The organism is Streptomyces sp. NPDC055400, assembly GCF_053644375.1.
This window is the reverse complement of the sequence record NZ_JBSHLM010000001.1, coordinates 928,698-951,413: the sequence shown is the minus strand read 5'-3', so window position 1 is coordinate 951,413 and position 22,716 is coordinate 928,698. Positions and strand designations below refer to the sequence as shown.

At 72.2% G+C, this 22,716-nt stretch carries 16 protein-coding genes; 6 read left to right on the top strand and 10 right to left on the bottom strand.

Features of this window, described 5'->3' with window-relative positions; all coding sequences use genetic code 11:
- Positions 1-39 precede the first annotated feature (39 nt).
- Positions 40-2,934, bottom strand: a complete 2,895-nt coding sequence (locus ACWIGU_RS04245; protein WP_454397174.1) for a glycoside hydrolase family 2 TIM barrel-domain containing protein — start codon at positions 2,932-2,934, stop codon at positions 40-42.
- Between the two features lie 15 nt (positions 2,935-2,949).
- Positions 2,950-4,176, bottom strand: a complete 1,227-nt coding sequence (locus tag ACWIGU_RS04240) for an ROK family transcriptional regulator (protein ID WP_454397172.1) — start codon at positions 4,174-4,176, stop codon at positions 2,950-2,952.
- Positions 4,177-4,330: 154 nt separating this feature from the next.
- Here ACWIGU_RS04240 and ACWIGU_RS04235 point away from each other — a divergent pair, with 154 nt between their 5' ends.
- Both ACWIGU_RS04235 and ACWIGU_RS04230 read left to right on the top strand, forming a co-directional pair.
- Positions 4,331-5,023, top strand: a complete 693-nt coding sequence (locus ACWIGU_RS04235) for a pyridoxamine 5'-phosphate oxidase family protein (RefSeq protein ID WP_454397170.1) — start codon at positions 4,331-4,333, stop codon at positions 5,021-5,023.
- Between the two features lie 60 nt (positions 5,024-5,083).
- Positions 5,084-6,403 carry a radical SAM protein gene (locus ACWIGU_RS04230; RefSeq protein WP_454397168.1) on the top strand — a complete coding sequence of 440 codons (1,320 nt, stop codon included), beginning with the start codon at positions 5,084-5,086 and terminating at the stop codon, positions 6,401-6,403.
- A 77-nt stretch (positions 6,404-6,480) separates the two neighbouring features.
- On the opposite strand, the gene ACWIGU_RS04225 is transcribed toward ACWIGU_RS04230, so the two are convergent.
- On the bottom strand, positions 6,481-6,948 hold the full coding sequence (locus ACWIGU_RS04225) for a peroxiredoxin (protein ID WP_454397166.1): 468 nt from the start codon (positions 6,946-6,948) through the stop codon (positions 6,481-6,483).
- Entirely contained in the window at positions 6,945-7,286 is a 342-nt protein-coding gene (locus tag ACWIGU_RS04220; protein ID WP_454397289.1) for a DoxX family protein, read from the bottom strand. Before ACWIGU_RS04220 ends, ACWIGU_RS04225 begins: the two co-directional genes overlap by 4 nt.
- Before the next feature lie 475 nt (positions 7,287-7,761).
- Between ACWIGU_RS04220 and rsgA the strand changes: the two genes are divergently transcribed.
- From rsgA to ACWIGU_RS04205, 3 genes are all read left to right on the top strand, one after another.
- Positions 7,762-8,865: a ribosome small subunit-dependent GTPase A gene (gene rsgA, locus ACWIGU_RS04215; protein WP_454397164.1), complete on the top strand. Its 1,104-nt coding sequence runs from the start codon at positions 7,762-7,764 to the stop codon at positions 8,863-8,865.
- 123 nt (positions 8,866-8,988) lie between these two features.
- Positions 8,989-10,389, top strand: a complete 1,401-nt coding sequence (locus ACWIGU_RS04210; RefSeq protein WP_454397287.1) for a DNA-3-methyladenine glycosylase 2 family protein — start codon at positions 8,989-8,991, stop codon at positions 10,387-10,389.
- Positions 10,386-10,883, top strand: coding sequence for a methylated-DNA--[protein]-cysteine S-methyltransferase (locus ACWIGU_RS04205; protein WP_454397162.1), 498 nt, complete (start codon positions 10,386-10,388; stop codon positions 10,881-10,883). Before ACWIGU_RS04210 ends, ACWIGU_RS04205 begins: the two co-directional genes overlap by 4 nt.
- On the opposite strand, the gene ACWIGU_RS04200 is transcribed toward ACWIGU_RS04205, so the two are convergent.
- The 6 genes from ACWIGU_RS04200 to ACWIGU_RS04175 form a co-directional block, all read right to left on the bottom strand.
- Positions 10,880-11,248, bottom strand: a complete 369-nt coding sequence (locus ACWIGU_RS04200) for a PPOX class F420-dependent oxidoreductase (RefSeq protein ID WP_385189494.1) — start codon at positions 11,246-11,248, stop codon at positions 10,880-10,882. The two genes, ACWIGU_RS04205 and ACWIGU_RS04200, sit on opposite strands and share 4 nt — an antisense overlap.
- A 77-nt stretch (positions 11,249-11,325) precedes the next feature.
- Positions 11,326-12,756, bottom strand: coding sequence for an amidase (locus ACWIGU_RS04195; protein ID WP_454397159.1), 1,431 nt, complete (start codon positions 12,754-12,756; stop codon positions 11,326-11,328).
- Entirely contained in the window at positions 12,753-14,447 is a 1,695-nt protein-coding gene (locus ACWIGU_RS04190; RefSeq protein WP_454397157.1) for an MFS transporter, read from the bottom strand. Before ACWIGU_RS04190 ends, ACWIGU_RS04195 begins: the two co-directional genes overlap by 4 nt.
- Positions 14,448-14,624: 177 nt before the next feature.
- Positions 14,625-16,952 (bottom strand): glycosyl hydrolase family 95 catalytic domain-containing protein, encoded by a 2,328-nt coding sequence (locus ACWIGU_RS04185; protein ID WP_454397155.1) that lies wholly within the window; start codon positions 16,950-16,952, stop codon positions 14,625-14,627.
- A 153-nt stretch (positions 16,953-17,105) separates the two neighbouring features.
- Positions 17,106-17,588 (bottom strand): DUF456 domain-containing protein, encoded by a 483-nt coding sequence (locus ACWIGU_RS04180; protein ID WP_454397153.1) that lies wholly within the window; start codon positions 17,586-17,588, stop codon positions 17,106-17,108.
- Between the two features lie 85 nt (positions 17,589-17,673).
- Positions 17,674-18,738, bottom strand: coding sequence for a winged helix-turn-helix transcriptional regulator (locus tag ACWIGU_RS04175; RefSeq protein ID WP_454397151.1), 1,065 nt, complete (start codon positions 18,736-18,738; stop codon positions 17,674-17,676).
- Positions 18,739-18,936: 198 nt separating this feature from the next.
- On the opposite strand from ACWIGU_RS04175, the gene ACWIGU_RS04170 reads away from it, so the two are divergent.
- Positions 18,937-22,683, top strand: a complete 3,747-nt coding sequence (locus ACWIGU_RS04170; RefSeq protein WP_454397149.1) for a S8 family peptidase — start codon at positions 18,937-18,939, stop codon at positions 22,681-22,683.
- The last annotated feature ends 33 nt before the right edge of the window (positions 22,684-22,716 follow it).

Sequence of the window (22,716 nt, the reverse complement as noted above, 5' to 3'; positions counted from 1 at the left end):
CCTCAACTCCCGGGTACGGGACAGGCCTTGGCCCATGGCTCACCCCGCCGCCGAGAACGTGAAGGCGAACGTGGCCGGGGCCACCTCGTGCACGTACTGCGGCAGCGGGCCCGGGCCGCAGGACTGGGAGCCGATGCCGTGCTGGGCGTGGTCCAGGTTCACCCACACCGTGTCCCCGGCCACCAGGTCCGTGCGGTGCCCGGCCGCGTCGAGGTGTTCGGCCGTCCAGCGGCGGGCCGTGAACCAGAACTCGGGCTCGCCGTCGATCCGCAGGCCGCCGATCTCCACCCGGCGGACATCCGCCCGCGCACCGTTCTCCTGCGGACGCACGTACGGCGTCTGGAGTTCGTCGAGGGACGCCTCCCACCGGCCGAGCCGCGACGCGGCCCGCGTGTCCGGATAGGCCTCGCCTGGGCCGCCGCCGAACCAGCGCGCGTGCGTCGCGGACGACGGGAGACCGAGGCGGACGCCCAGGCGGGGGAGCGGCACCTGCCAGTCGCCCTCGGGGGCCACCGAGACCGTGAGGGTCAGGCGGCCCGCGCCGTCCGCCGTCCAGCGGTACTCCGTGGCGAGTCCGAACTGCCCGGCCGCGGGTGCCACCCGGGTCTGCACCGTCAACCCGCCTGATTCCAGGGTCAATCGGTCCAGGCGGTGCCGCATGCGGTGCAGACCGGCCGCGCGCCACAGCGGGCCGAACCGCCGGTCCGCCTGCCAGTCGGCGCCGTTGTCGTTGTCGGTCGGCGCCCGCCACACGTCGAGGCGCACCCCGGTGACCGGCACCTGTCCGACGCTGTGCAGCTCGCCCGTCCGTGCGTCGAAGGCAGCCGGGCCGAGCGTGATGACGTCCGCGTCCCGCACGGGCGACACCCCACTCGCGGGAACGACCGACTGCCGTCCCGACACGGCGAGTTGACCCCACGCCACCACATGACCCCGGTCCGCCCACGCGGTGTCGTCGGCCAGCGCCGCCCGTACCGACCACTGTGTCTCCGCGCCCCGCGCCGCGTCCGGCGGGGCGGGCAGCTTGACGTCCGCGCTCTCGCCGGGCGCGAGCGTCGGCACGGAGAGCGGGCCCGACTCCACCGGTGCGCCGTCCACCTCGTACGACCAGGTGAAGGCCAGTGCGGCGAGGTCCGCGAAGTCGTGGCGGTTCGTGACGCGGACCGTGCCGGCCGTCCCGTCGCCCTCGATCAGGACCGGCTCGATCACCTTCTTGTACTCGACGAGCCCGGGCGAGGGCGTGCGGTCGGGGAAGAGGAGACCGTCGCAGACGAAGTTGCCGTCGTGCAGCTCCTCGCCGAAGTCACCGCCGTACGCGTACCCGTACCGCTCGTCAGCGAGGCCGTGGTCGATCCACTCCCACACGAACCCGCCCTGGAGCCGGTCGTACGTCTCGAACAGGCGCTGGTACTCGGAGAGCCCGCCGGGTCCGTTGCCCATCGCGTGCGCGTACTCGCACAGGATGAAGGGGAGTTCGCGGCGCGCCTCGGGTCCCTCGTCCTCGTATCGTCCGATGCGTTCGACCTCGGCGTGGTCCGCGTACATCCGCGAGTAGACGTCGGTGTCGGCGCACGACGCGTCGCCCTCGTAGTGCAGTGGGCGGGACGGGTCGCGGTCGCGGATCCAGCCGGCCATCGCGGTCAGGCCCGCGCCCGTGCCGCACTCGTTGCCGAGGGACCAGATGATCACCGACGCGTGGTTCTTGTCGCGCTCCACCATGCGGGCGGCCCGGTCGAGGAGCGCCGGGGTCCAGCGCTCGTCGGCGACCGGATTGCCGTTCCACCGCTCGTGGGTGAAGCCGTGCGTCTCCAGGTCGCACTCGTCGATCACCCACAGGCCGAGCTCGTCGCACAGGTCGAGGAAGGCGGGGTGGGGCGGGTAGTGCGAGGTCCGCACGGCGTTGATGTTGTGCCGCTTCATGAGGAGGACGTCGTGGCGCATCGTCTCCTCGTCCACGGTGCGGCCGTGCTCCGGGTGGAACTCGTGCCGGTTGACGCCGCGGAAGAGGATCCGCTTCCCGTTGACCTTGAGGACGCCGTCCTCCACGACGACCGTCCGGAATCCGGCACGGAAGGGAATGATCTCCCCGCCCGGCGTGGCCAGTTCACCCGCGTACAGGCGCGGCGTCTCGGCCGTCCACGGCTGAACCGGCAGCGTCACCGACTCCCCGGCCCCGACGTCGACGCCGAGTTCGGGCACGCTCACGCGGCCTCCCGCGTCTGCCTCGACGCGCAGCGTGCCCTCTCCGGTGCGGTGGTCGTACGCGGTGTGGACGAAGAAGTCGGCGTCCGCGCCGTCGGGCCGGTGCAGCAGCGTGACCTCACGGAAGATGCCGGGCATCCACCACTGGTCCTGGTCCTCCAGGTAGGAGCCGGACGACCACTGGTGGACGCGTACGGCCAGGACGTTTCCCTTCGCGCGCAGCAGCCCCTCGACGGCGAACTCGTGCGGCAGCCGCGAGCCCTTGAACTCGCCGAGCTCCTCGCCGTTCAGCCAGACCCGCGCACACGACTCGACCCCCTCGAAGCGCAGCACGGTCGCTCCCGGCGCGGGCCAGTCGTCCGGCAGGTCGAAGACGCGCAGATGGTCGCCGGTCGGGTTCTCGGTCGGGACGCGCGGCGGGTCGACGGGGAACGGGTAGAGAGTGTTCGTGTACGCGGGTGACCCGTAGGCCCCGTCGCCCTGGAGCACCCAGTGCCCCGGCACCGTCAGATCAGTCCAGGCGGACGCGTCGTAGCCGGGGCGGGCGAAGGACTCGTCGTGACCGTCGGCCGTCGCCGCGAGGCGGAAGCGCCACGGGCCGTTGAGGGAAAGAGACTTGGCGTCGGAGGCGGCGTACCAGGAGCGCGGCGCGACACCGCCGGTCCCGGGGGACACCTGCTCGTAGTAGGGGAGTGCGGATTCCTCAGGGAGGGACACCTCGGGGAGGGACATCGTTCTCCTTGACGGTCAGCTCGTGTGCGGGGTGAGGGTGGTGCCGGTCAGGCCCGGCGACGACAGCACGCCTTCCAGCGCGAAGGTCGCCGCGCCCAGGCTCACGGGGTCGGTCGGTATCGGGGACAGGACGATCTCGGTGGCCGCGAACGGGCTGCCCAGGGCGTGCCGCGCGACGGCCTCGCGCACTTCGGCCAGCAGGGGCGTGCCGAGCGCGGCCGCCACCCAGCTGCTGAGCACGATCACTTCGGGGTTGAGCAGGTTCACCAGGTCCGCGACGGCGGCGCCGAGATGGCGGGCGGTCTCCCGGACGACCCGCAGCGCCACCGGATCGCCGCCGGCGGCCGCGCGGCCGAGCGCGCCGATCGTCGCGGTCTGGTCGTCGTCGGTCAACAGGGCGCTTTCTGGCGCGAGTTCACGCAGCGTCCGCATGATGGCGGGCGCGCCCACGTACGCCTCCACGCACCCGCTGTCGCCGCAGCGGCACGGCCGCCCGTCCAGGACGAGCGTGGTGTGGCCCCACTCTCCGGCGCTGTTGGTGACACCGCGGTGCAGGGAGCCGCCGAGCGCGAGGCCCGCGCCGACGCCCGTACCGAGGTTGATCACCACGGCGTCGTCGCGGCCGCGCGCGGCGCCGAACCACAGCTCCGCGAGCGTGGCCGCCCGCAGCGGGTTGTCGAGGTGGACCGGGTAGGGGAAGCGCTCGGCGAGCAGCGCGGTCAGGGGCACGTCGCGCCAGCCCCAGTTGGCGGCGCGCACGGCGACACCGCGCTCGCGGTCGACCTGCCCCGGCATCGTGACGCCCACCCCGAGCACGCGGGGCGGGCGATGCGTCCCCGCGGCGGCGACCACGGCCCCGACCGCCGCGGCGATCCGGCCGACGACCTGCTCCGGGGCGGACTCGCCGGGCCGCAGCTCCTCCTCCGCGCGCGCCACGACGCCCAGGGCGAGATCGAAGAGCTCCGCGTGCACGTACGTCTCGGCCACGTCGACGCCGATGAGGGCGCCGCCCGCCGCGTCCACCGCGACCAGCGAGCGCGGACGCCCGCCCGCGGACTCCTCGAAGCCGACCTCGACGAGCAGGCCGAGCGCGGTGAGCTCACCCACGAGCGTGGCGACCGTCGCCTGGCTGAGCCCGGCCGCCGCCGCCAACTCGCCCCGGGAAGCGGGGGACTTGGCGATGAGGTGGCGCAGCACCGCGTACCGGTTCGCCGTCCTGATGTCGCGGGATGTGCGCTTCACCGTGTCCCCTCTGTTCCTGGGGCCTGTCTTCGAATTCCCGCCGGCCCCCTTCGACGCTACGGCCGCTCGCATGCTTTCGACAAGGGGTTTGAAAAGGGTTGTCAGAAGTCCCCGCCCGCGAGGGGGCGATCGCCACGGAGTACCGTCCGACCGCATGACCCAGACCGACATCGCGACAACGCTGTCGCGCACGCTGCCGCAGACCGAGTGCACCCGCCACAGCAGGCTCCGCGAGCAGGCCAGCCTCGAACGCTCCGACCTCGAGGCGATCCTCGACGCGGGGTTCGTCTGCCACCTCGGCGTCCTCGTCGACGGCCGCCCCGTCGTCGTCCCCACGGTCTACGGCCGCGACGACACCCGGCTGTACCTGCACGGATCGGTGGCGAGCCGCAGTCTGGCCGCCGAACCCGACGCGCCGATATGCGTGACCGTCACCCACGTCGACGGTCTGGTCCTCGCCCGCTCCGTCTTCGAACACGGCGTGAACTACCGCAGCGCGATGATCCACGGCGTACCGCAGGCGGTCACCGACCCCGACGAGAAACTGGCGGGCCTGCGCCGCCTCACCGAGCACGCGACCCCGGGCCAGTGGACGTACGCCAGGCAGCCGAGCCGCAAGGAACTGGCCGCCACCACCCTCCTGGTGCTGTCCCTCGACGAGGCCTCCGTCAAGATCCGTTCGGGCGCTCCCGACGACGGCGACGGGCCCGACGCCGCCCTCGGCCTGTGGGCCGGCACCCTGCCCCTGACCTCCCGCTGGGGCGCGCCCACCGCCGATCCGCTGCTGCCGCCCGGCATCACCGCCCCGGCACACATCGTGGCGCGCGCGGGGACCCGGCAGGGCTGACCGGCAAGCGGGGGCATACCGTGAGTTCTCGAGCACTGGTCTGGGAGCGAGGAGTACGGGATGCAGAGCCGCACGGCACTGGTCGAGGACCTGATGGAGCGCTTCCCGCACGTGCCGCGGGAAGCGGTGTTCAAGGAGGACCTGCTGCGCGGCGGCGTGGCGTTCGACAAATCCGCGCTCAGCGACAACGAGTCCGGTGACGTCAAGCCGAAGTCGTACTTCATCTTCTCCTTCGACCACGGCACGCTTCCCGAGCTCGGCGAGGCCGCACTGCGCCGCCCGCCGGAGGAGATCATCCTCACCGGCGGCCCGTACGACCTGCGGCGCACGGTCGTCTCGGTCCGCGTGAACCCCTCGTCGCCCTACCGGGTCGCGGCCGACGAGGGCGGGATGCTCGGGCTCTACCTCGACGGGAAGCGGATCTCGGACGTCGGCGTCCCGCCGATGCCGGAGTACTACCGGCACAAGCTCTCCAACGGGAAGTCGGTCATGGAGGTGGCCCCCACCATCCAGTGGGGCTACCTGATCTATCTGACGGTCTTCCGCGTCTGCCAGTACTTCGGCGCCAAGGAGGAGTGCCAGTACTGCGACATCAACCACAACTGGCGCCAGCACAAGGCGGCCGGCCGGCCGTACACCGGCGTCAAGGACGTCGACGAGGTCCTCGAAGCCCTCGAGATCATCGACAAGTACGACACCACGAAGGCGTCCACCGCCTACACGCTCACCGGCGGCGCGATCACCTCCAAGCTCCAGGGCCGCGACGAGGCCGACTTCTACGGCCTGTACGCGAAGGCCATCGAGGAGCACTTCCCCGGCCGCTGGATCGGCAAGGTCGTCGCCCAGGCGCTGCCCAAGGACGACGTGCAGCGCTTCAAGGACTACGGCGTGCAGATCTACCACCCCAACTACGAGGTGTGGGACCGCCGTCTGTTCGAGCTGTACTGCCCCGGCAAGGAGCGCTACGTCGGCCGCGACGAGTGGCACAAGCGCATCCTCGACTCGGCGGACGTCTTCGGTGCGCGCAATGTGATCCCGAACTTCGTGGCCGGCGTCGAGATGGCCGAGCCCTCCGGCTTCGCCACCGTCGACGAGGCCATCGCCTCCACCACCGAGGGCCTGCGCTTCTTCATGTCGCACGGCATCACGCCCCGCTTCACCACCTGGTGCCCCGAGCCGACGACCCCGCTCGGCAAGGCCAACCCGCAGGGCGCGCCGCCGGAGTACCACATCAGGCTCCTGGAGGCCTACCGCTCCACGATGGAGGAGTACGGCCTCTCCTCGCCTCCCGGCTACGGCCCCGCGGGCGCCGGCCGCGCCGTGTTCTCCGTCAGCTCGTTCATGGACAGCCTCGCTCCGGAGCCGGCCCCGGCCGGCTAGGGCCTTTCGTCCGGATCAGGCAGGGTTCGCCGGATCCGGGCGAGTGCCGGCCCGGCGCTCGCCCGGTCCACCTGCGTTCAGGCCGCCCGCTCGCGCAGCGCCGCGAGCGCGCGGTCGGCGTGGGCGCTCATCCGGAACTCGCTGCGGACCACTTCGAGGACGACGCGGTCCTGGCCGAGCACGAACGTGGCCCGCTTGGTCGGCGCGATCGAGAAGCCGCGCGCGACCCCGAACCGCTCGCGCACCTCGCCCTCCGCGTCCGAGAGCAGCGGGAAGCCGAGCGTGTGCTTCCCGGCGAACTCCGCCTGGCGCTCCACCGGATCGGAGCTGACGCCCACGGGCCGCGCGCCGACGGCCGCGAACTCGGCCGCGAGATCCCGGAAGTGACAGGCCTCGGCCGTGCACCCGGGCGTCATGGCCGCCGGGTAGAAGAACAGGACGACGGGACCCTCGCCCAGCAGCTCCGACAGCCGCGTCGGGGTGCCGCTCTCGTCCGGCAGGGTGAAGTCCTCGACGGTGTCGCCCACTTCGACGCGCTTGCTCATGATCCGGCCTCCTGGGCCCTGGCCACGCCGCGCGCCCACAGGACGAGCGGCACCTGAAGGGGAAGCCGCACGAGGGCCGCGGTCCTCAGCGGCGCGGGCTTGTCGCGCCAGTCGACCGCCATCTGCACATTGGCGGGGAAGACGCCCACGAAGAACGCGGCCGTGGCCCGTGCGGCCCCGCGGCGCGTCCACGGCAGCGCGATGCCGGCCGCGAGCGCGAGCTCGACGGCGCCGCTCGCGTACGTCCACGCGCGCGCGGAGCCCGGCAGTGCACGGGGCACCGTGGCGTCGAAGGACTTCGGGGCGACGAAGTGAGTCACCCCGGCACCGGCGAGCAGCCCGGCGAGCGCGAGTGCCCTGCGCGCCGACGACGAACGGGGCTTGGAACAGGCCGCCGGGCCGCAGCGGGAACCGGTCTCGGCGTCGGGTCCGGCAGGTGATCGGGGCACGGGGCCTCCAGGGAGGATCGGGAGCCTGACGCCCGCAACATTACTGGTCGGTAAGTATCCGCGGGAAGCGCTGGAGAGGGCGATTCCGATTCCACCGGCCCGCACCGCGGCCGTCGTCCGGGCGGCCCGCCGGAACAAATCCCTGGCGCGCGGGCCGTCCCGTCCCGTACGCTCGGCGACGCCCGCCACGCAGTGGTGTACGCACACACGAGAAGCCAGGAGGTGGACTTCGATGAATGCCGTCACGCAGGGCGCCGCCCGCGTCCAGAAGCCCGTTCATCCCACCTCCGTGGCCACCGGCTGACCAACCTCTCTCTCGCGCCCATGAGCGCGCGCCGGGGCCACCCTTGTGAAGGGTCACCCCTTGAACTCCCCTTTCTCCACGGAGATTTCCCGGCATCCCCTCGCCGACTTCGGCTGGGACGATGACTGGGCCGCCGCGTTCGCCCCGTACGCCGCGCAGGGCTTCGTGCCAGGCCGCGTCGTCCGCGTCGACCGCGGCCAGTGCGACCTCGTCACCCCCGAAGGACCCGTGCGCGCCGACACGGAGTTCGTCACCCCGCACGACCCGCTGCGGGTCATCTGCACCGGCGACTGGGCGGTCGTCGACCCGGACGGCGGCGATCCCCGCTACGTCCGCACGTATCTGCCGCGCCGCACGTCCTTCGTGCGGTCGACCTCGTCGAAGCGGTCGGAGGGCCAGATCCTCGCGGCCAACGTCGACCACGCGGTGATCGCCGTATCGCTCGCCGCGGAGCTCGACCTCGGCCGTATCGAGCGGTTCCTCGCCCTGGCGTGGGAGTCCGGCGCCCAGCCCGTCGTCGTCCTCACCAAGGCCGACCTCGTGCCGGACGCCGCGACCACCGCGCACCTCGTCTCCGACGTGGAGACGGCGGCGCCCGGCGTGCAGGTCCTCGCGGTCAGTGCCGAGCAGGGCCACGGCATCGACGTGCTCGGCGCGCTCCTCGACGGGACGTCCGTGCTCCTCGGCCAGTCAGGAGCGGGCAAGTCGACGCTCGCCAACGCCCTGCTCGGCGCCGACGTCATGGACGTGCAGGCCGTGCGTGACGTCGACGGCAAGGGCCGGCACACCACGACCACCCGGAACCTGCTGGTCCTGCCGACCGGCGGCGTCCTGATCGACACCCCCGGGCTGCGTGGCGTCGGGCTCTTCGACGCGGAGACCGGCGTCGGGCAGGTCTTCTCGGAGATCGAGGCCCTGGCCGAGGGGTGCAGGTTCCACGACTGCGCCCACGACGCCGAGCCGGGATGCGCCGTGCTGGCCGCGCTCGACGACGGGACGCTGCCCCCGCGCCGCCTCGACAGCTACCGCAAGCTGCTGCGCGAGAACCAGCGGCTCGCCGCCCGCACCGACGCCCGCCTGCGGGACGAGATGCGGCGCGTCTGGAAGATGCGCGGCGCCCAGGGCCGCGCCGCGATGGAGGCGAAGCGGGGGCGCCTCGGCTGAGGCGGCCTCGCGCGGCCCCCGCTGTCCCGTACGGGACAGCGGGGGCCGCGGCACTCCCCGGGCAGTGCCGTGTCCGAATCCCGCCAGCCCCCGGCGCCGCGCAGGCGCACACTGGAGGGCGTGATGATCGATGAGGACACGCGGTACGAAGCGGTGCGCAGCCGTGACGCGCGCTTCGACGGGGAGTTCTTCTTCGCCGTCGAGACGACCGGCATCTACTGCCGCCCCAGCTGCCCCGCGGTGACCCCCAGGCGGAAGAACGTCCGCTACTACGCCACCGCAGCGGCGGCGCAGGGCTCCGGTTTCCGCGCCTGCCGGCGCTGCCGCCCCGACGCCGTGCCGGGCTCGGCCGACTGGAACGTACGTGCCGACGTGGTGGGCCGCGCCATGCGCCTGATCGGCGACGGCGTCGTCGACCGCGAGGGCGTCGCCGGGCTCGCGGTGCGCCTCGGGTACAGCGCCCGCCAGGTGCAGCGCCAGCTCACCACCGAGGTGGGCGCCGGACCCGTCGCCCTGGCCCGTGCCCAGCGCGCCCACACCGCGCGCGTCCTGCTCCAGACGACCGGACTGCCGATCACGGAGATCGCGTTCGCCGCGGGCTTCGCGAGCGTGCGCCAGTTCAACGACACGATCCGCGCGGTCTATGCCCGTACGCCCACGCAGCTGCGCGCCGAGGCCCCCGCCACCCGCGTCACCGCCACGGCGGCCGGCATCCCCCTGCGCCTCGCCCATCGCGGCCCCTACCAGGCCCGCCCCCTCTTCGACACCCTCGCCCGCGAGGCCCTCGACGGCGTCGAGGAGATGACCGGAACGCCGGGCGCCCGCACTTACCGCCGCACCCTGCGCCTGCCCTACGGCACCGGCGTCGTCTCCGTCGACGAGCGCACCAGGTCCACGTCCGCGAGCCGCGCCGCGCACCATGGCGGCTGGCTAGACGCCCGCATCCACCTCACCGACCTGCGCGATCTGACGACCGCCGTGGGACGCCTGCGGCGCCTGTTCGACCTGGACAGCGACCCGTACGCGATCGACGAGCGCCTCGGCGCCGACCCGCGCCTCGCGCCCCTCGTCGCCGCACGGCCCGGCCTGCGCGCGCCGGGGGCCGCCGACCCCGACGAGCTGGCCGTACGGGTCCTCGCCGGGCGGGAGGAGGCGGCGCGGCTCGTCGAGCGGTACGCGAAGGCCGTCGACGCGCCCTGCGGCACCCTCACCCATGTCTTCCCCTCGCCCGGCGACCTCGCCGGGGAGCCGGGACCCGTCGGCGCGCTCGCCACGGCCCTCGCCGACGGCACCGTGCGCCTCGATCCGGGCGCCGACCGGGACGACGCCGAGGCCGCCCTGCGCGCCCTGCCCGGCGTCGACGCCCGCACCGCCGCCCTCATCCGCATGCGGTCGCTGGCTGACCCGGACGTGGCCCTCCCCGAAGAACCGGGGCAGGAACCTGTACCGGACACCTGGCGCCCCTGGCGCACGTACGCACAGCAACACCTCTGGACACAGCGACAGTTGGAGCAGCAGTCATGACCGTGTACTACACCGTGCTCGACAGCCCCGTCGGTGAACTCCTGCTCACCGGCGACGAGTCGGGCGCCCTCACCTCTGTGTCCGTTCCCGGGCAGAAGGCCGGCCGCACGGTGCAGCCCGGGTGGCGGCGCGCACCGGAGCGCTTCGCCGACGCCGAGGAGCAGCTCGCCGCCTACTTCAGGGGTGAACTCAAGGAATTCCACCTGGAGTTCAGCACGGACGGGACCGCGTTCCGCGAGAAGGTGTGGGCGGCACTCGACGCCGTGCCGTACGGCGCGACCACCACGTACGGCGCCGTCGCCGCGAGCATCGGCGCGTCACGCGCCGCGGTCCGCGCCATCGGCGGCGCGATCGGGGCCAACCCGCTCCTCATCGTCCGCCCCTGCCACCGCGTGATCGGCGCGGACGGCTCCCTCACCGGGTACGCGGGCGGCCTGGAGCGCAAGCAGCAGCTGCTGGCCCTGGAGGGAGTCCTCCAGGGGCACACCCCCTAGTCGTCGAGCCCCCAGCTGTGGATCTTGCGCGGGTGGATACGGATGAGCTCCTCGCTGAAGTGCGCGCCCAGGTGGTGCGGGCCGGTGAGGAGTTCCGCCTCGCCACGGATGTCGACGCCCCGCACCTTCCACGGCTTGAGGCTGAGGATGTCGTCGACGACGAGCGCGACTTTCGGGTTCGCCTGGAGGTTGCGCCATTTCTTTGTTGTCCCGAGCGCATATCCGCCGACCAGGATCGTGCCGTCGTCCTGCGGGAAGAACCCCACCGGGTTAGCCTGCGGCTGGCCCTTCGGGTCGACGGTGGCCAGCCGTCCCAGGCGCTGGGACTTCAGATACGTGATCTCGGCCTCGCTGAATTCGGTCATGACCTCAGCCAAACACGATCGCCCCCGCCATGCATCGGGCCCCGGTCCTAGGGCCGTTGCCCGATGCGTCCCGACGGCTACGACAAGAGGCGCGCGTACCTGTCGTGCCAGGGGTGCGCCTCCTCCAGTTGCGCGCTCAGGGCGATCAGGGTGGCCTCGTCGGCGGGGCGGCCCACCAGGGAGACGCCCACCGGGATCCCGCCCTCCGGGGTCCAGTACAGCGGGACGTTGACCGCCGGCTGGCCCGTCATGTTGTACGGGCTGGTGAACGCGCTGAACGCGCTCTGGCGGCGCAGGTTGTCGAGCGGGTCGCCGGACTCGTCGAAGAACTCGTGCGGTTGCGGCAGCGTCGCCAGGGTCGGGGTGAGCACGGCGTCGTAGCCGGACGTCGCCCGTACCGCGCGGCGTGCGGCGTGCTGCATCCCGGTGATCGCGGCCGCGAGCTGCTCGCCGCTGATGCCACGGCCGAACTCGCGCCAGGCCCGGGTCACCTGCCGCAGCAGCTCCTCCGCCGCGGCGTCGAGGGTGTGTCCGAGTGACTGCACTCCCCACGCCGTCACGAAGTGGCCGCTGATCTCGGGGCCGAACGGCGTCGGGATGTCCTCCACGATGTGCCCGAGATCTTCGAGCAGGTGCGAGGCGTGCTCCCAGGCCGCCAGGCATGCCGGGTCCACCGTCACGCCTTCGGCAGCGGGCCGCGCGTACCGGCCGATGCGCAGCCGCCCGGGGGAGCGCTCGGCATGGGAGAGGAACGTCTCGCCCGGCGGGAGCGGCGGCGCCCAGTGCGGGTCGCCCGGTTCGGGCCCCGCCAGCGCGTCGAGCAGCGCCGCCGCGTCGCGCACACTGCGCGCCAGCGGCCCTTGTACGGACAGGCCGTTGACTTCGATCCCGGCGGGGCCCGAACTGACCCGGCCCCGCGACGGCTTGATGCCGAACAGGCCGCAGACGCTCGCCGGGATCCGGATGGAGCCGCCCCCGTCGCTGGCGTGGGCGACCGGCACGAGGCCGAGCGCCACGGCCACCGCCGCCCCGCCGCTGGAACCTCCGGCGGACAGGGCGGGGTCCCACGGGTTGCGGGCCGGACCCGCCACATCGTTGTCGGTGTAGCAACAGCAGCCGAATTCCGGGGTGTTGGTCTTGCCGAGGCTGATCGTGCCGGCCTCGCGCAGCCGGGTCACGCTGTAGGCGTCGGCCTCCGGCACATGGCCGCCGAAGGCCTTGGAGCCGTACGTCGTGCGCACGCCGGCCGTGTCTGCCAGGTCCTTGACGGCCGTCGGCACGCCGAACAGCGGCGGCAGGTCCCCCTCCGCGCGCCGCTCCTGCGCGGCCGACGCCCCGGCCAGAGCGGCGTCGGGCGTCACCGTCACGAAGGCGCCGAACCGCTCGTCGTAGCGCTCCACCCGGTCCAGGTGATGCCGTACGAGTTCCACCGGGCCGACCTCGCCCTTGCGGACGGCGGCGGCCTGTTCGAGGGCGCCGAGTGCGTGCAGCCGAGTCGGGGCGGTCATGCCGTGCTCTCCTTCAGTTCGGCGACCTGCCGGGCCACCAGTGCCTCGTGCTCCTCGACGTCGCGTCGCGCGTCGCGCGGCCGCCACCTGCCCGTCATCACGAAGATGAACGGCAGGAACAGCACCTGCCCGCCGAGACACACCCACCACCAGGTCTGCCACGCGTGCGCGTTGTCCGCGCTCGCCCGCTGCACCTCGGGTCCGTGCTCGCGCAGGATCTTCAGCTGCGGCGCCGCCTTCCGCACGGTGTCCAGACCTTCGGTGCCGACCTCCTTCTGTGCCTCGGCCAGCAGCGGGGCGGGCACCTTGTCCGGTGCGTACGAGCCGAGTTCGGCGAAGAGCTTCGGGTGGGCCTTCGTGATGGCGAGGGCCGGAGCCGCCTGCACCGACGCCGCCTTGACCTCAGCGCCGTGCTCGATCAGCGGGGTCACGGTGCTCACGACGAGCGGTACGAAGGCGGCGGACAGGGCGACGGTGATCCGCACGATCCAGCCCCACACGGCGAGACCCGTGGCGGTGGCCGCCGGGTTGTGCCGCTCGACCGTCTCCGTGAAGCTCGCCATCCACGGCGAGTAGGCGATACCGCTGGTGACACCGATGCCCGCCACGATGAACGCGAACGTGTAGTACCCGGTGTGCGGTTGGGTGGCGTGCAGGGTGAACGCCAGCGTGAAGCCTATGGACCCGAGCGCGCCGAGCAGCATGAAGGGCTTGCGCACGCGCAGGCGGTCGGAGAACAGGCCGGCCAGGACCAGCGAGATCGCGTTCGCTCCCCAGTACCAGTTCAGCAGGGCGTTGGCGCGCTGCGGGGTGTATCCGAAGGTGGTGGCGAAGTAGAGCACGAAGTTGCCGACGGCGGCGAAGTACAGCAGGAGGTAGACGCTGATGGCGACGGCGGAGCCGATGACGTCGAGGCGGAGCATCTGGCGCCACTGACCGCGCAGCGCCGCCTCGGTGTCCATCCCCTTGGCGCGCGCCTCGACCAGCGCGCGGTCCCGCAGGCTCACCATGATCTGGTCGCGCAGCGCCGGGGCGAGCTCGCGCAGTCCGAACAGCGCGACGACGAACATGACGAGGCCGCTGATGCCCGCGAAGCGGATCTCGTCCTGCCAGGTGGTGGAGCCGCTGAACGTGCGGGAGGTGACGGCGGTGACCACGAGGCTGCCGATGATCGGCCCCATCGTCCAGTAGCCCATCGCCGAGGCCCGGCCGAGCTGCGGAGAGAAGTCCCTGATGAGCGCCGGGGTGGCGACCAGGATCATGCCCTCGACGAGTGACACGGCCGCGTAGACGAGCAGATAGCTCACCTTGCCGGGCGCGTTGGGCAGGGCGAACGTGGTGAGCAGGCCGACCACCAGCAGGCCGTAGACCACGATGTTCGCCCGGCCCCAGCGGTCGGCGAGACCGGCCACCAGGGACGAGAAGGCGCCCACCGCGTTGGCGGCCACCGATATGTAGACGAAGTACAGGAACGTCATGTGGTAGTGGCTGATGATGGCTGTCGACACCGCGTACTGGATGTACAGCTGGTAGTAGAGAACGATCGTGACGAGCACGACGATGCCCAGGTACCAGTACCGCGGACCGCTTTCGGGGTAGTGGTCGAGCTGCCTGCCGCCGAGGCGGCTCAGAGCCGAGGGGAACGGCCGGCTGGTGCGCCGCGCCGTGTCCGCCGGTGACGAAACCGACATCACGCCTCCCTGCTGTCGAGACACACGCCAGCGTGTGCATGGTCGGGGAGGCTAATACCGTCCAGTCGGTATCTCCTAGGGGTAGGACAAGGGTTTGTGATCTCGTTATGGCGGGACTGTGTGGCCCGGGCCTGCCCGGAGGAGGGCAGGCCCGGGCCGCGGGGATACGCGTCGGCGTCAGGCGGGCAGTCCCCAGCGCTCCGCCGGCGCGTTCGCCGTGACCGGCTCCATGCTCAGGTCGGGGCGGTCGCCCTGCGCCGTGACGAGCGCCGAGTCGCCCTTGCGCAGGGTGATCCGGATCGCGCCGTCGCCCGCGTCCTCGTAGCGGAGCGGCCTGCCCCGGCCGTCGCGCACGTCGACCGCGCCCGCGATGCCGTGTCGCACCACACACGGCGCGCCCGCCTCGCTCACGAGCCGCACCCAGCGCGTCGTGCCGCCCTCGCGTACCGCGCTCAGCAGAAAGGCGCCCTGCGTACGGAAGTTGTGGACGGCGAGGTCCTTCCACGCGGCGGGCAGGGCCGGGAAGACGCGGATCACTTCGCCCCAGGACTGGCACACCATGTCGTGCAGGGACTGGGCGGCCGACAGCGGCGTCTCGATGACCGGGCCCGACTCCTTGTACATGGTGTTGGCCTGGATGAAGCGGGACATCAGCTGGCCCAGGTACTTCAGGGCGTCCTCGCCCTTGCCGAGCAGCGCCGACATCGAGGCCGCGCCCGTGAACGTATAGCCCTGCAGGGCCCCCTCGAAGCCCACCCAGTGGGCCAGCGACTTCTCGATCAGGGCGAGTTCGGAGGGTGTGCGGCCGGTCAGCTCGTACAGCGGGTACACCGCGAGCATGTGCGAGTAGTGGCGGTGGGACTTCGCGAAGGGGATGTCCGCGCCGATCATGAACCCGTTGGCGTCGGTGGGGTACGGCGTGCGCCTGGCGAGGACCTCGCGCCAGCGCGGCGCCAACTCGTCCTCGATGCCGAGGAGTTCGGCCGAATCCAGGAGGGTGCGGCAGCCCCACGTCAGGAGCATCAGGTCGTAGTTGCAGTCGCGCGTGTTGCCGCCGTACTCGGGCGAGAACGTCGCGGGCAGGTGCAGCTTGCCGTCGGCTCCCGGCTCCAGGAAGTGCAGGTAGTAGTTGATCGCCTTGCGCAGCAGGGGGAAGAGGACGTCGCGCAGGATCTTCTCGTCCATGGTGTGCCGGTAGCTCAGCCACACGTTGTGCAGCGCCCAGGTGAGGTTGCCGACCTCGGGCGTCGGAGTGTCCTGGCCGGGGATGCCGACGCCGTAGCCCTGCGCGTTGCTCGTCGCGCCGCCGTTGACGAGGTGCATGTCCGTGGTGCGCGGGATGCCGAGCGAGTCGGCGCGGTACGGGGCGGCCATCTCGGCGGTGAGGTGGTCCCGGAACTCGCCGAGCGCCCGTGTGACGGCGTCGAGTTCGAGGTGGTTCGAGCCGTGGATCAGCCAGTACTCCAGCTGCACGTTGAGGTTCCACCAGGTCGCGGGCCACGGCGTCGGTTCGAGCCAGGGGCCGCTGGTCGCCATCACGGGCGCGTCCCGGCGGGCGGCGGACGCCGTCTTGTAGAGCTGGATCCAGTAGAAGCGCTGGATGCGCGCGTCGGGGACGGACAGGAAGCTCTTGCGGTAGTACGCGTGCCACCAGGCGCGATGGGTCACGGCCAGGGCGTCGTAGGGGAGCGCGGCCGCGGCCCGCACCGTCGAGACGGCCCGGTCGCGGGCGGTGGACTTCGGGAAGGAGTGCGCCACGTTCACGTACAGCGTCCGCCGCTCGCCACGGGTGCGCTCGCGCCAGGCGGTGACGTACTGGCCGCCTGACAGGAGCGGCTGGACGGAGGCGGAGATGCCGTCGTACTCACCGGGCTCGGCGGGCGGGTTGCCCTCGTAGCCGGCCGGGATGGGCTGGAACGCGGCGCGCGGGCTGATCGACCGGGCGGGGTGGAAGACCCACGCGAAGCCGCGCTCGCCCTCGGACGGGGTGACCTCGACGGCAAGGACGGAGAGCGCGTTGGTTACCTGGGCGCGGATCGTGAGCGTGCCCTTGTCGGTGGTGAGGGTGCCGGTCAGCTCCGCGTCGCGTAGGCGCAGGCGCCAGTCGAGGCCGGTGACGGCGCCGACGGGTTCCAGCGTGAAGTAGCCGATGGGCAGCCGCGCCAGACCGAACAGGGATCCGAACTCCGGGCGGTGGTCCTGGACCTCGGAGTGCTGGACGTTGAAGCGGATCGCGTTCTTCCCGGGCTCCTGGTAGATCCCGGAGCCGAGGAGGCCGTTGCCCAGATACGGGCCCTCGTACCAGGTCTTCGGCATCTTCTGCCAGACGAGGTCGGCGTCGGCGAGGACGGTGCGCCAGGCGTCTTCGGAGGGTGCGCTCACGGCGGTGGCGGAGAGCGCGGCCGGGGTGGCGGCGGTGGCCTGAGCCGGCAGCCCGCCCGCGAGCGCGGCCCCGGCGAGCGTGGATCCGGTGGCGAGCACGGTCCTTCTGGACGGTCTTGGCATGGCGCGGCCTCCACGTGTCGAAGCTGACGTCGATTCATCGGAGCTATTCCTTGCGGAAAGCTAGAGATGTGACGAGAGCTCGTCAACATGCCGGGAGAGATCCGATGTGACTCGCGCTACGTGGATGCTGTACGTATACGTGAACCAGAGCGGCTAGCCCCAGATCACGGCCCCGATCCATGCGCCCACGATGAGCAGGCAGGCGAAGAGTTCGGCCAGGACGCTCGAGCCGCCGGCGCGCATCGCGGTCCGGGTCGAGGCGACGGCGTCGCCGTGCCGGCCCAGACGCAGCCGCTCGCAGAGGTAGATACCTCCGATGAACCCCGGGATCGACCCGATCACCGGGATCACGCAGAAACCCACCAGGGCTCCGGTGCCCGCCCATATCGCGGTGCGGCGCGTGGCGCCGCTCTCGCGCAGCCGCCGCGGCGGAAGCTGCCAGCGGAGCACCTGGGCGGCGAGCAGGACGGCGGTGGCTCCGACCAGAACGCCCCAGGCCAGCCCGTTCGGGTCCTGGAGCGACCACACGAGGACCCCTGCCCACACGAGCCATGACCCCGGCACCCCGGGCACGAGCACCCCGCACAGGCCGAGCAGCATCACCACTCCCACCAGCAGGAGTTCCCACACGCCCATCTGCCAAGAGTGCCGGACAACGGCGGAACGCGCAGATCGCAGAGCTTCACGCTCCGCCACCACCGATGGCTTCCGGCCGCGGAACTCAGCCCTCCGCGACGTGCTCCCCAGCCCGCTCCTGGGCCCGCTCCTGAGTCCGCTCCCCGCTCCGGTCCAACCCCGGCACGTCCCGTGACACCCAGCCCCGCTCGTACGCGTGCCACCCCAGCTGGAGCCGCGTCGTCACGCCGGCCAGCTCCATCAGGCGCTTCACCCGCCGCTGCACCGTGCGAAGCCCCAGGTCAAGCTGCTTGGCGACGCTCGCGTCCGTGAGTCCGGCCAGAAGAAGGGAGAGGATCTCCAGGTCCGTGCCGTCCGGGCCGTCGGGCTCCTGCTCGGTGACCGAGCGGCCGCTCTCGCCGAGCCGTAGCGGCAGCGCGTCCCGCCAGACCGCCTCGAACAGGCCGGACAGCGACTCGAGGAGCCCGCTCGCGTGCACGACGAGCGCCGCCGGTTCCGCCGTGCGCGAGGTGAGCGGCACCATCGCGAGCGCGCCGTCGGCGATCACCAGCTTCGTCGGCACCCGGTCCACGACCCGTACCTGCTCGTCCCGCCCGATCGCGGCCGACAGCTCGGTCAGCCCCGTCGGCATCGAGAGCACCTCGCGCTCCACCACGACCCGGTACGCGACGCCCCGGCTGGTGGCCTGCTCCTCCGCCTCGTTGTCCATCCCCGAGACGGCGATCGGATTGCCGGTGACCAGTGCGCACACCTCGTCCGTCGCGCCCAGCTGAAGCTGGAGGAAGCGCTGCGCGACGGCCGCGGCGCCCGTGACCACCTCGACCAGATCGTGCACGGCGGGCTCGGCGGCCTGTGCCCGGTATTCCTCCGCGAGCAGCGCCGCAGCCAGCTCCGCCTTCTCCAGCTCGTGCCGCTGCTGTGTCAGGAGCGCGCCGAGAGCGACACCCGGCGGGGCGGCCACCCAGCGCCCCGGCCGCGCGGACGACTGCGCCGCGAGCCCGTGCCGCTCGAGCCGGCGCAGCGCGTGCTCGGTCTCGTACTCGGCCAGGGCGAGCCGCCCCGCGAGATCGGGCACGTCGGCCGCGCCCAGCGACACGAGCGCGCGGTAGGTGCTCTCGTGCATCTCGTCCAGACCTATCGCACCCAGCATGCGGCGATGCCCCTCCCCGAGCCTCGGTTCCGGCGGCACCGTGGCGGGAAACGGCCACGGCACAAACCCGCCGCGCCCCATCTTCCCCGTACCACCGCTCTCTCTGCCAATGTGGCGCCACCGCAGCACCAACATCCGCCGGGAATACGCCCTTTGCGCCGTATTCACCTGCGCTTTCACCTGGGGAGAGGGAGAGCGATGCGCGCGATATCGCGTACGGCCTCGGTGGCGGCGACCGCCGTCGTCCTGGCCGTCACCGCGGCCCTGCCCACCGTGGCCGAAACACGGGGGGACGCCAAGAGGCCGATCGTCGGCAGCGAGGCGGCCGCGAAGGAGGGGGCGGGCTCCGTCGTCACCCTCGTCACGGGCGACCGGATCCTGGTGACCAAGGACGGTTCGGGCCACAGCGCGGCCACCGTGCTCCCTGGTGAGGACGGCGCCGCCCCGCTCGTGCAGACGCGGACGTCGGGCCAGGACCTCTACGTCTACCCCGCGGGTGCCGTCAAGGCGATCGCCGACGGCCGCGTCGACGAGGAGCTCTTCAACGTCACGGGCCTCGTCCGCCAGGGCTACGACGACGCGCACAGCAAGACGCTGCCGCTCATCGCGGTCTACGACAAGTCCGTGGACGTCGCCCGCAGCGTGCCCGCCGCCCCGCGCGGAGCCGAGCGCGGCCTCGTGCTCGATCCCGTCGACGGCGTGGCGCTGAAGGCCGACAAGAAGGAGGCCGCCGACTTCTGGGCCGACGTCACCGACACCCGCTCCCGTGTCGCCGGCTCCCTCAAGAAGCTCTGGCTCGACGAGAAGATGCGGGCCGGCCTCGACCGGTCGACGAAGCAGGTGCACGCCCCCGAGGCGTGGGCGGCGGGCTACGACGGCAAGGGCACCAAGGTCGCCGTCCTCGACACCGGTGTCGACACCGACCACCCCGACCTCAAGGGGCGCGTCGCCGAGTCGAGGAACTTCACCGACTCCGACGACGCGGGCGACCACCAGGGCCACGGCACCCACACCACGTCCACCGTCGGTGGCACCGGCGCCGCGAGCGACGGCAAGAAGCGCGGCGTCGCCCCCGGCACCACGCTTCTCAACGGCAAGGTCCTCAACGACTCGGGCTCCGGCGCCACTTCGTGGATCATCGCCGGCATGCAGTGGGCCGTCGACCAGGGCGCCGACGTCGTCTCCATGAGCCTCGGCAACCCCGCGCGGACCGACTGCACCGACCCGATGGCCACCGCCACCGAGGAACTCGCGCGGTCCTCCGAGAACACCCTCTTCGTCATCGCGGCGGGCAACACCGGCCCCGGCGACAACACCGTCTCCTCACCCGGCTGCGCCCCGAGCGTCCTGACCGTCGGCGCCGTCGACCGCGACGACTCCACCGCGAACTTCTCCAGCCGCGGCCCGGCCTACGGCTCGCACACCCTCAAGCCCGAGATCACCGCGCCCGGCGTCGCCATCTCGGCCGCCGCCGCGGGCGGCCGTGGCATCTACGCGTACCAGTCCATGAGCGGTACGTCGATGGCGACCCCGCACGTCGCGGGCGCCGCCGCCATCGTCAAGCAGCGCCACCCCGGCTGGAGCGCCCAGCAGATCAAGTCGGCCCTCGTGTCCTCCGCGGACGCGGACATCCCTGGTGACGTGCGCGAGACCGGCGGCGGGCGCCTCGACGTGAAGGCCGCGATCGACGAGAAGGTACTCGGCGCGAGCGCCGTCCAGGGCGGCAGCTTCGAATGGCCGCAGGACAGCAGCGACCGCACCACCGTCGACGTGCCCTACACCAACACCACCGACAAGCCGGTGCGGTTGAGCCTGGCCGTCAAGGGCGTCACCGGCAACGACGGCTCTGCGGTCCACTCCTCGGTCGCGAAGCTCGCCGAACGCACGGTCACCGTGCCCGCCGGCGCGACCGTCAAGGTCCCCCTGAAGCTCGACCCCACGGCCTCGCTCAAGGCCGCCCAGTACGGCGACGTCACCGGCCGCGTCCTCGCCACCGCCGAAGGCGTCAGCGTCTCCACGCCCTTCTCGCTGTACGTGCAGGCGGAGACGGTCACCCTCCGCGTCAAGCTCGTCGACCGCTCCGGCAGGCCCGCCGCCGGACAGTCGTCCGTCGACCTGATCGGCACCGACGACGCCAGCGGCGAGCGCCGCTTCAACGAGGGCGCGGCCGACCAGACGTACCAGGTGCGCCCCGGCCGCTACTTCCTCTCCAGCTTCGTCGCCACACCCGACACCGAGGGCACCCTCCTCAACTCCCTTTCCTACCTGGCGCGTCCGCAGCTCGACGTCAAGAAGGACACCACCGTCGTCCTCGACGCGCGCAAGGCCGGCCGGTTGAGCGTGGAGACCGACAAGGAGTCCGAAGCGCGGGGCGTCACCCTCGGGTTCGCGCGCAGCTGGGACGACACCTGGCTGCACGCGGGCACCGCGGCGGGCAGCCGGAGCATCAAGGGCTACTACGCCGACGTCGAGGGCCGCGCCACCGACGGCACCTTCGAGTTCGACAGCTTCTGGCGCGCGGCGGCCCCGCAGATCTCCGAACTCGCCGTCGTCGGCGGGCAGAAGCTCCACCCGGTGACCGCCAACACCAGCTCCACGAACCTGGACGGCACCGGACAGGCGCAGATCGTCGACGCCAAGGCCGGCACGCCCGAGGATCTGACGGCCGCCGGCGTCAAGGGCAAGATCGCGCTCGTGAAACTGCCGGACACCGGCGCCGCCTCCACGGTCGCGTCGAACGCCAAGGCCGCCGGGGCCGTCGCGGTCATCGGCTACCGCGAGGCAGCGGGCCGCTGGTACCCGTCCACCGGCTTCGTGGGCGGCGCCCTGCCCGTCCTTGGCCTCCCCGCCGACGAAGCCACGGCCCTGCTCGGCAGGCTCGGCTCCGACGAGGTCACGCTGCGCTGGAAGGCCACGGCGAAGAGCCCGTACCTCTACAACCTGGCCTTCCCGGAGACCGGCCCGATCGGCTCGGACCGCACCTACCGGGTGCGCGACAGGGACCTCGCCGCCAACAAGGCCACCTACCGCGCGATGGGCAAGGCCACCGACTACATCGACCTGCCCTCCGCCGCCCGGCCCTCCGGTCTCGTCGCGTCCAGCGGCGACCTCGACACCGTCGCCGCGCCCTCGCAGCGCACCGAGTACTACTCGGCGGGCACCACCGGCTGGGGCCACCAGGTCTCCAGCAGCTTCCCCTGGGGCGAGTTCATGATCGACCCCGTGCGGACGAACAAGAAGGGCGAGCAGCGCACCGAGGAATGGTACGGCGGCGCCCTCGCGCCGACGAGCCCGCTCGACGACAGCGGACGGCAGGTGCTCGCCGCGGAGCGGCAGGGCAACCTCATCGGTGTCGCGCCCGGCTTCTGGGGAGACGCCGAACACCAGGGAGTCCAGGGCAGTTTCGGTGACATCGGCGGGGTGTCGCTCAAGCGCGACGGCGAGCTGATCGGCTCCTCCGGCTGGCCGTTCGGCGTGTTCACCGTCCCGGCCGACGACTCCGCGTACGAACTCACCCTGGAAACCCACAAGATCGGCTCCAAGGTCTGGAACCGCTCCACCGGGACCCTCACCACGTGGTCGTTCCGCTCACACCTCGAGGAGAACGTCTACTCGCAGGGCATCCCGCTGCTCTTCCCGCACCTGACCCTGCCCGAAGACGGCCTCAAGACCCTCGCCGCGCAGGACGGCCAGCAGATCGGCCTGACCGCGACCGGGCACGCCGGATACACGCCCGGTGACCTCACCGAGGTGTCCCTCGCGTACTCGTACGACGACGGCGCGACCTGGACCGAGGCGAAGACGGCCGAGCACGGCGGAAGGTGGACCGCGACCGTGAACCACGCGGGCGCGTCCGGCAAGCAGGTCACCCTGAAGGCCCGACTGACCGATTCCGAGGGCAACTCGGTCGAACAGACGGTGACGCGCGCCTACGACGTGCGCTGATCACCGAACGAGCCGGTCCGCCGGGCGTCCTTC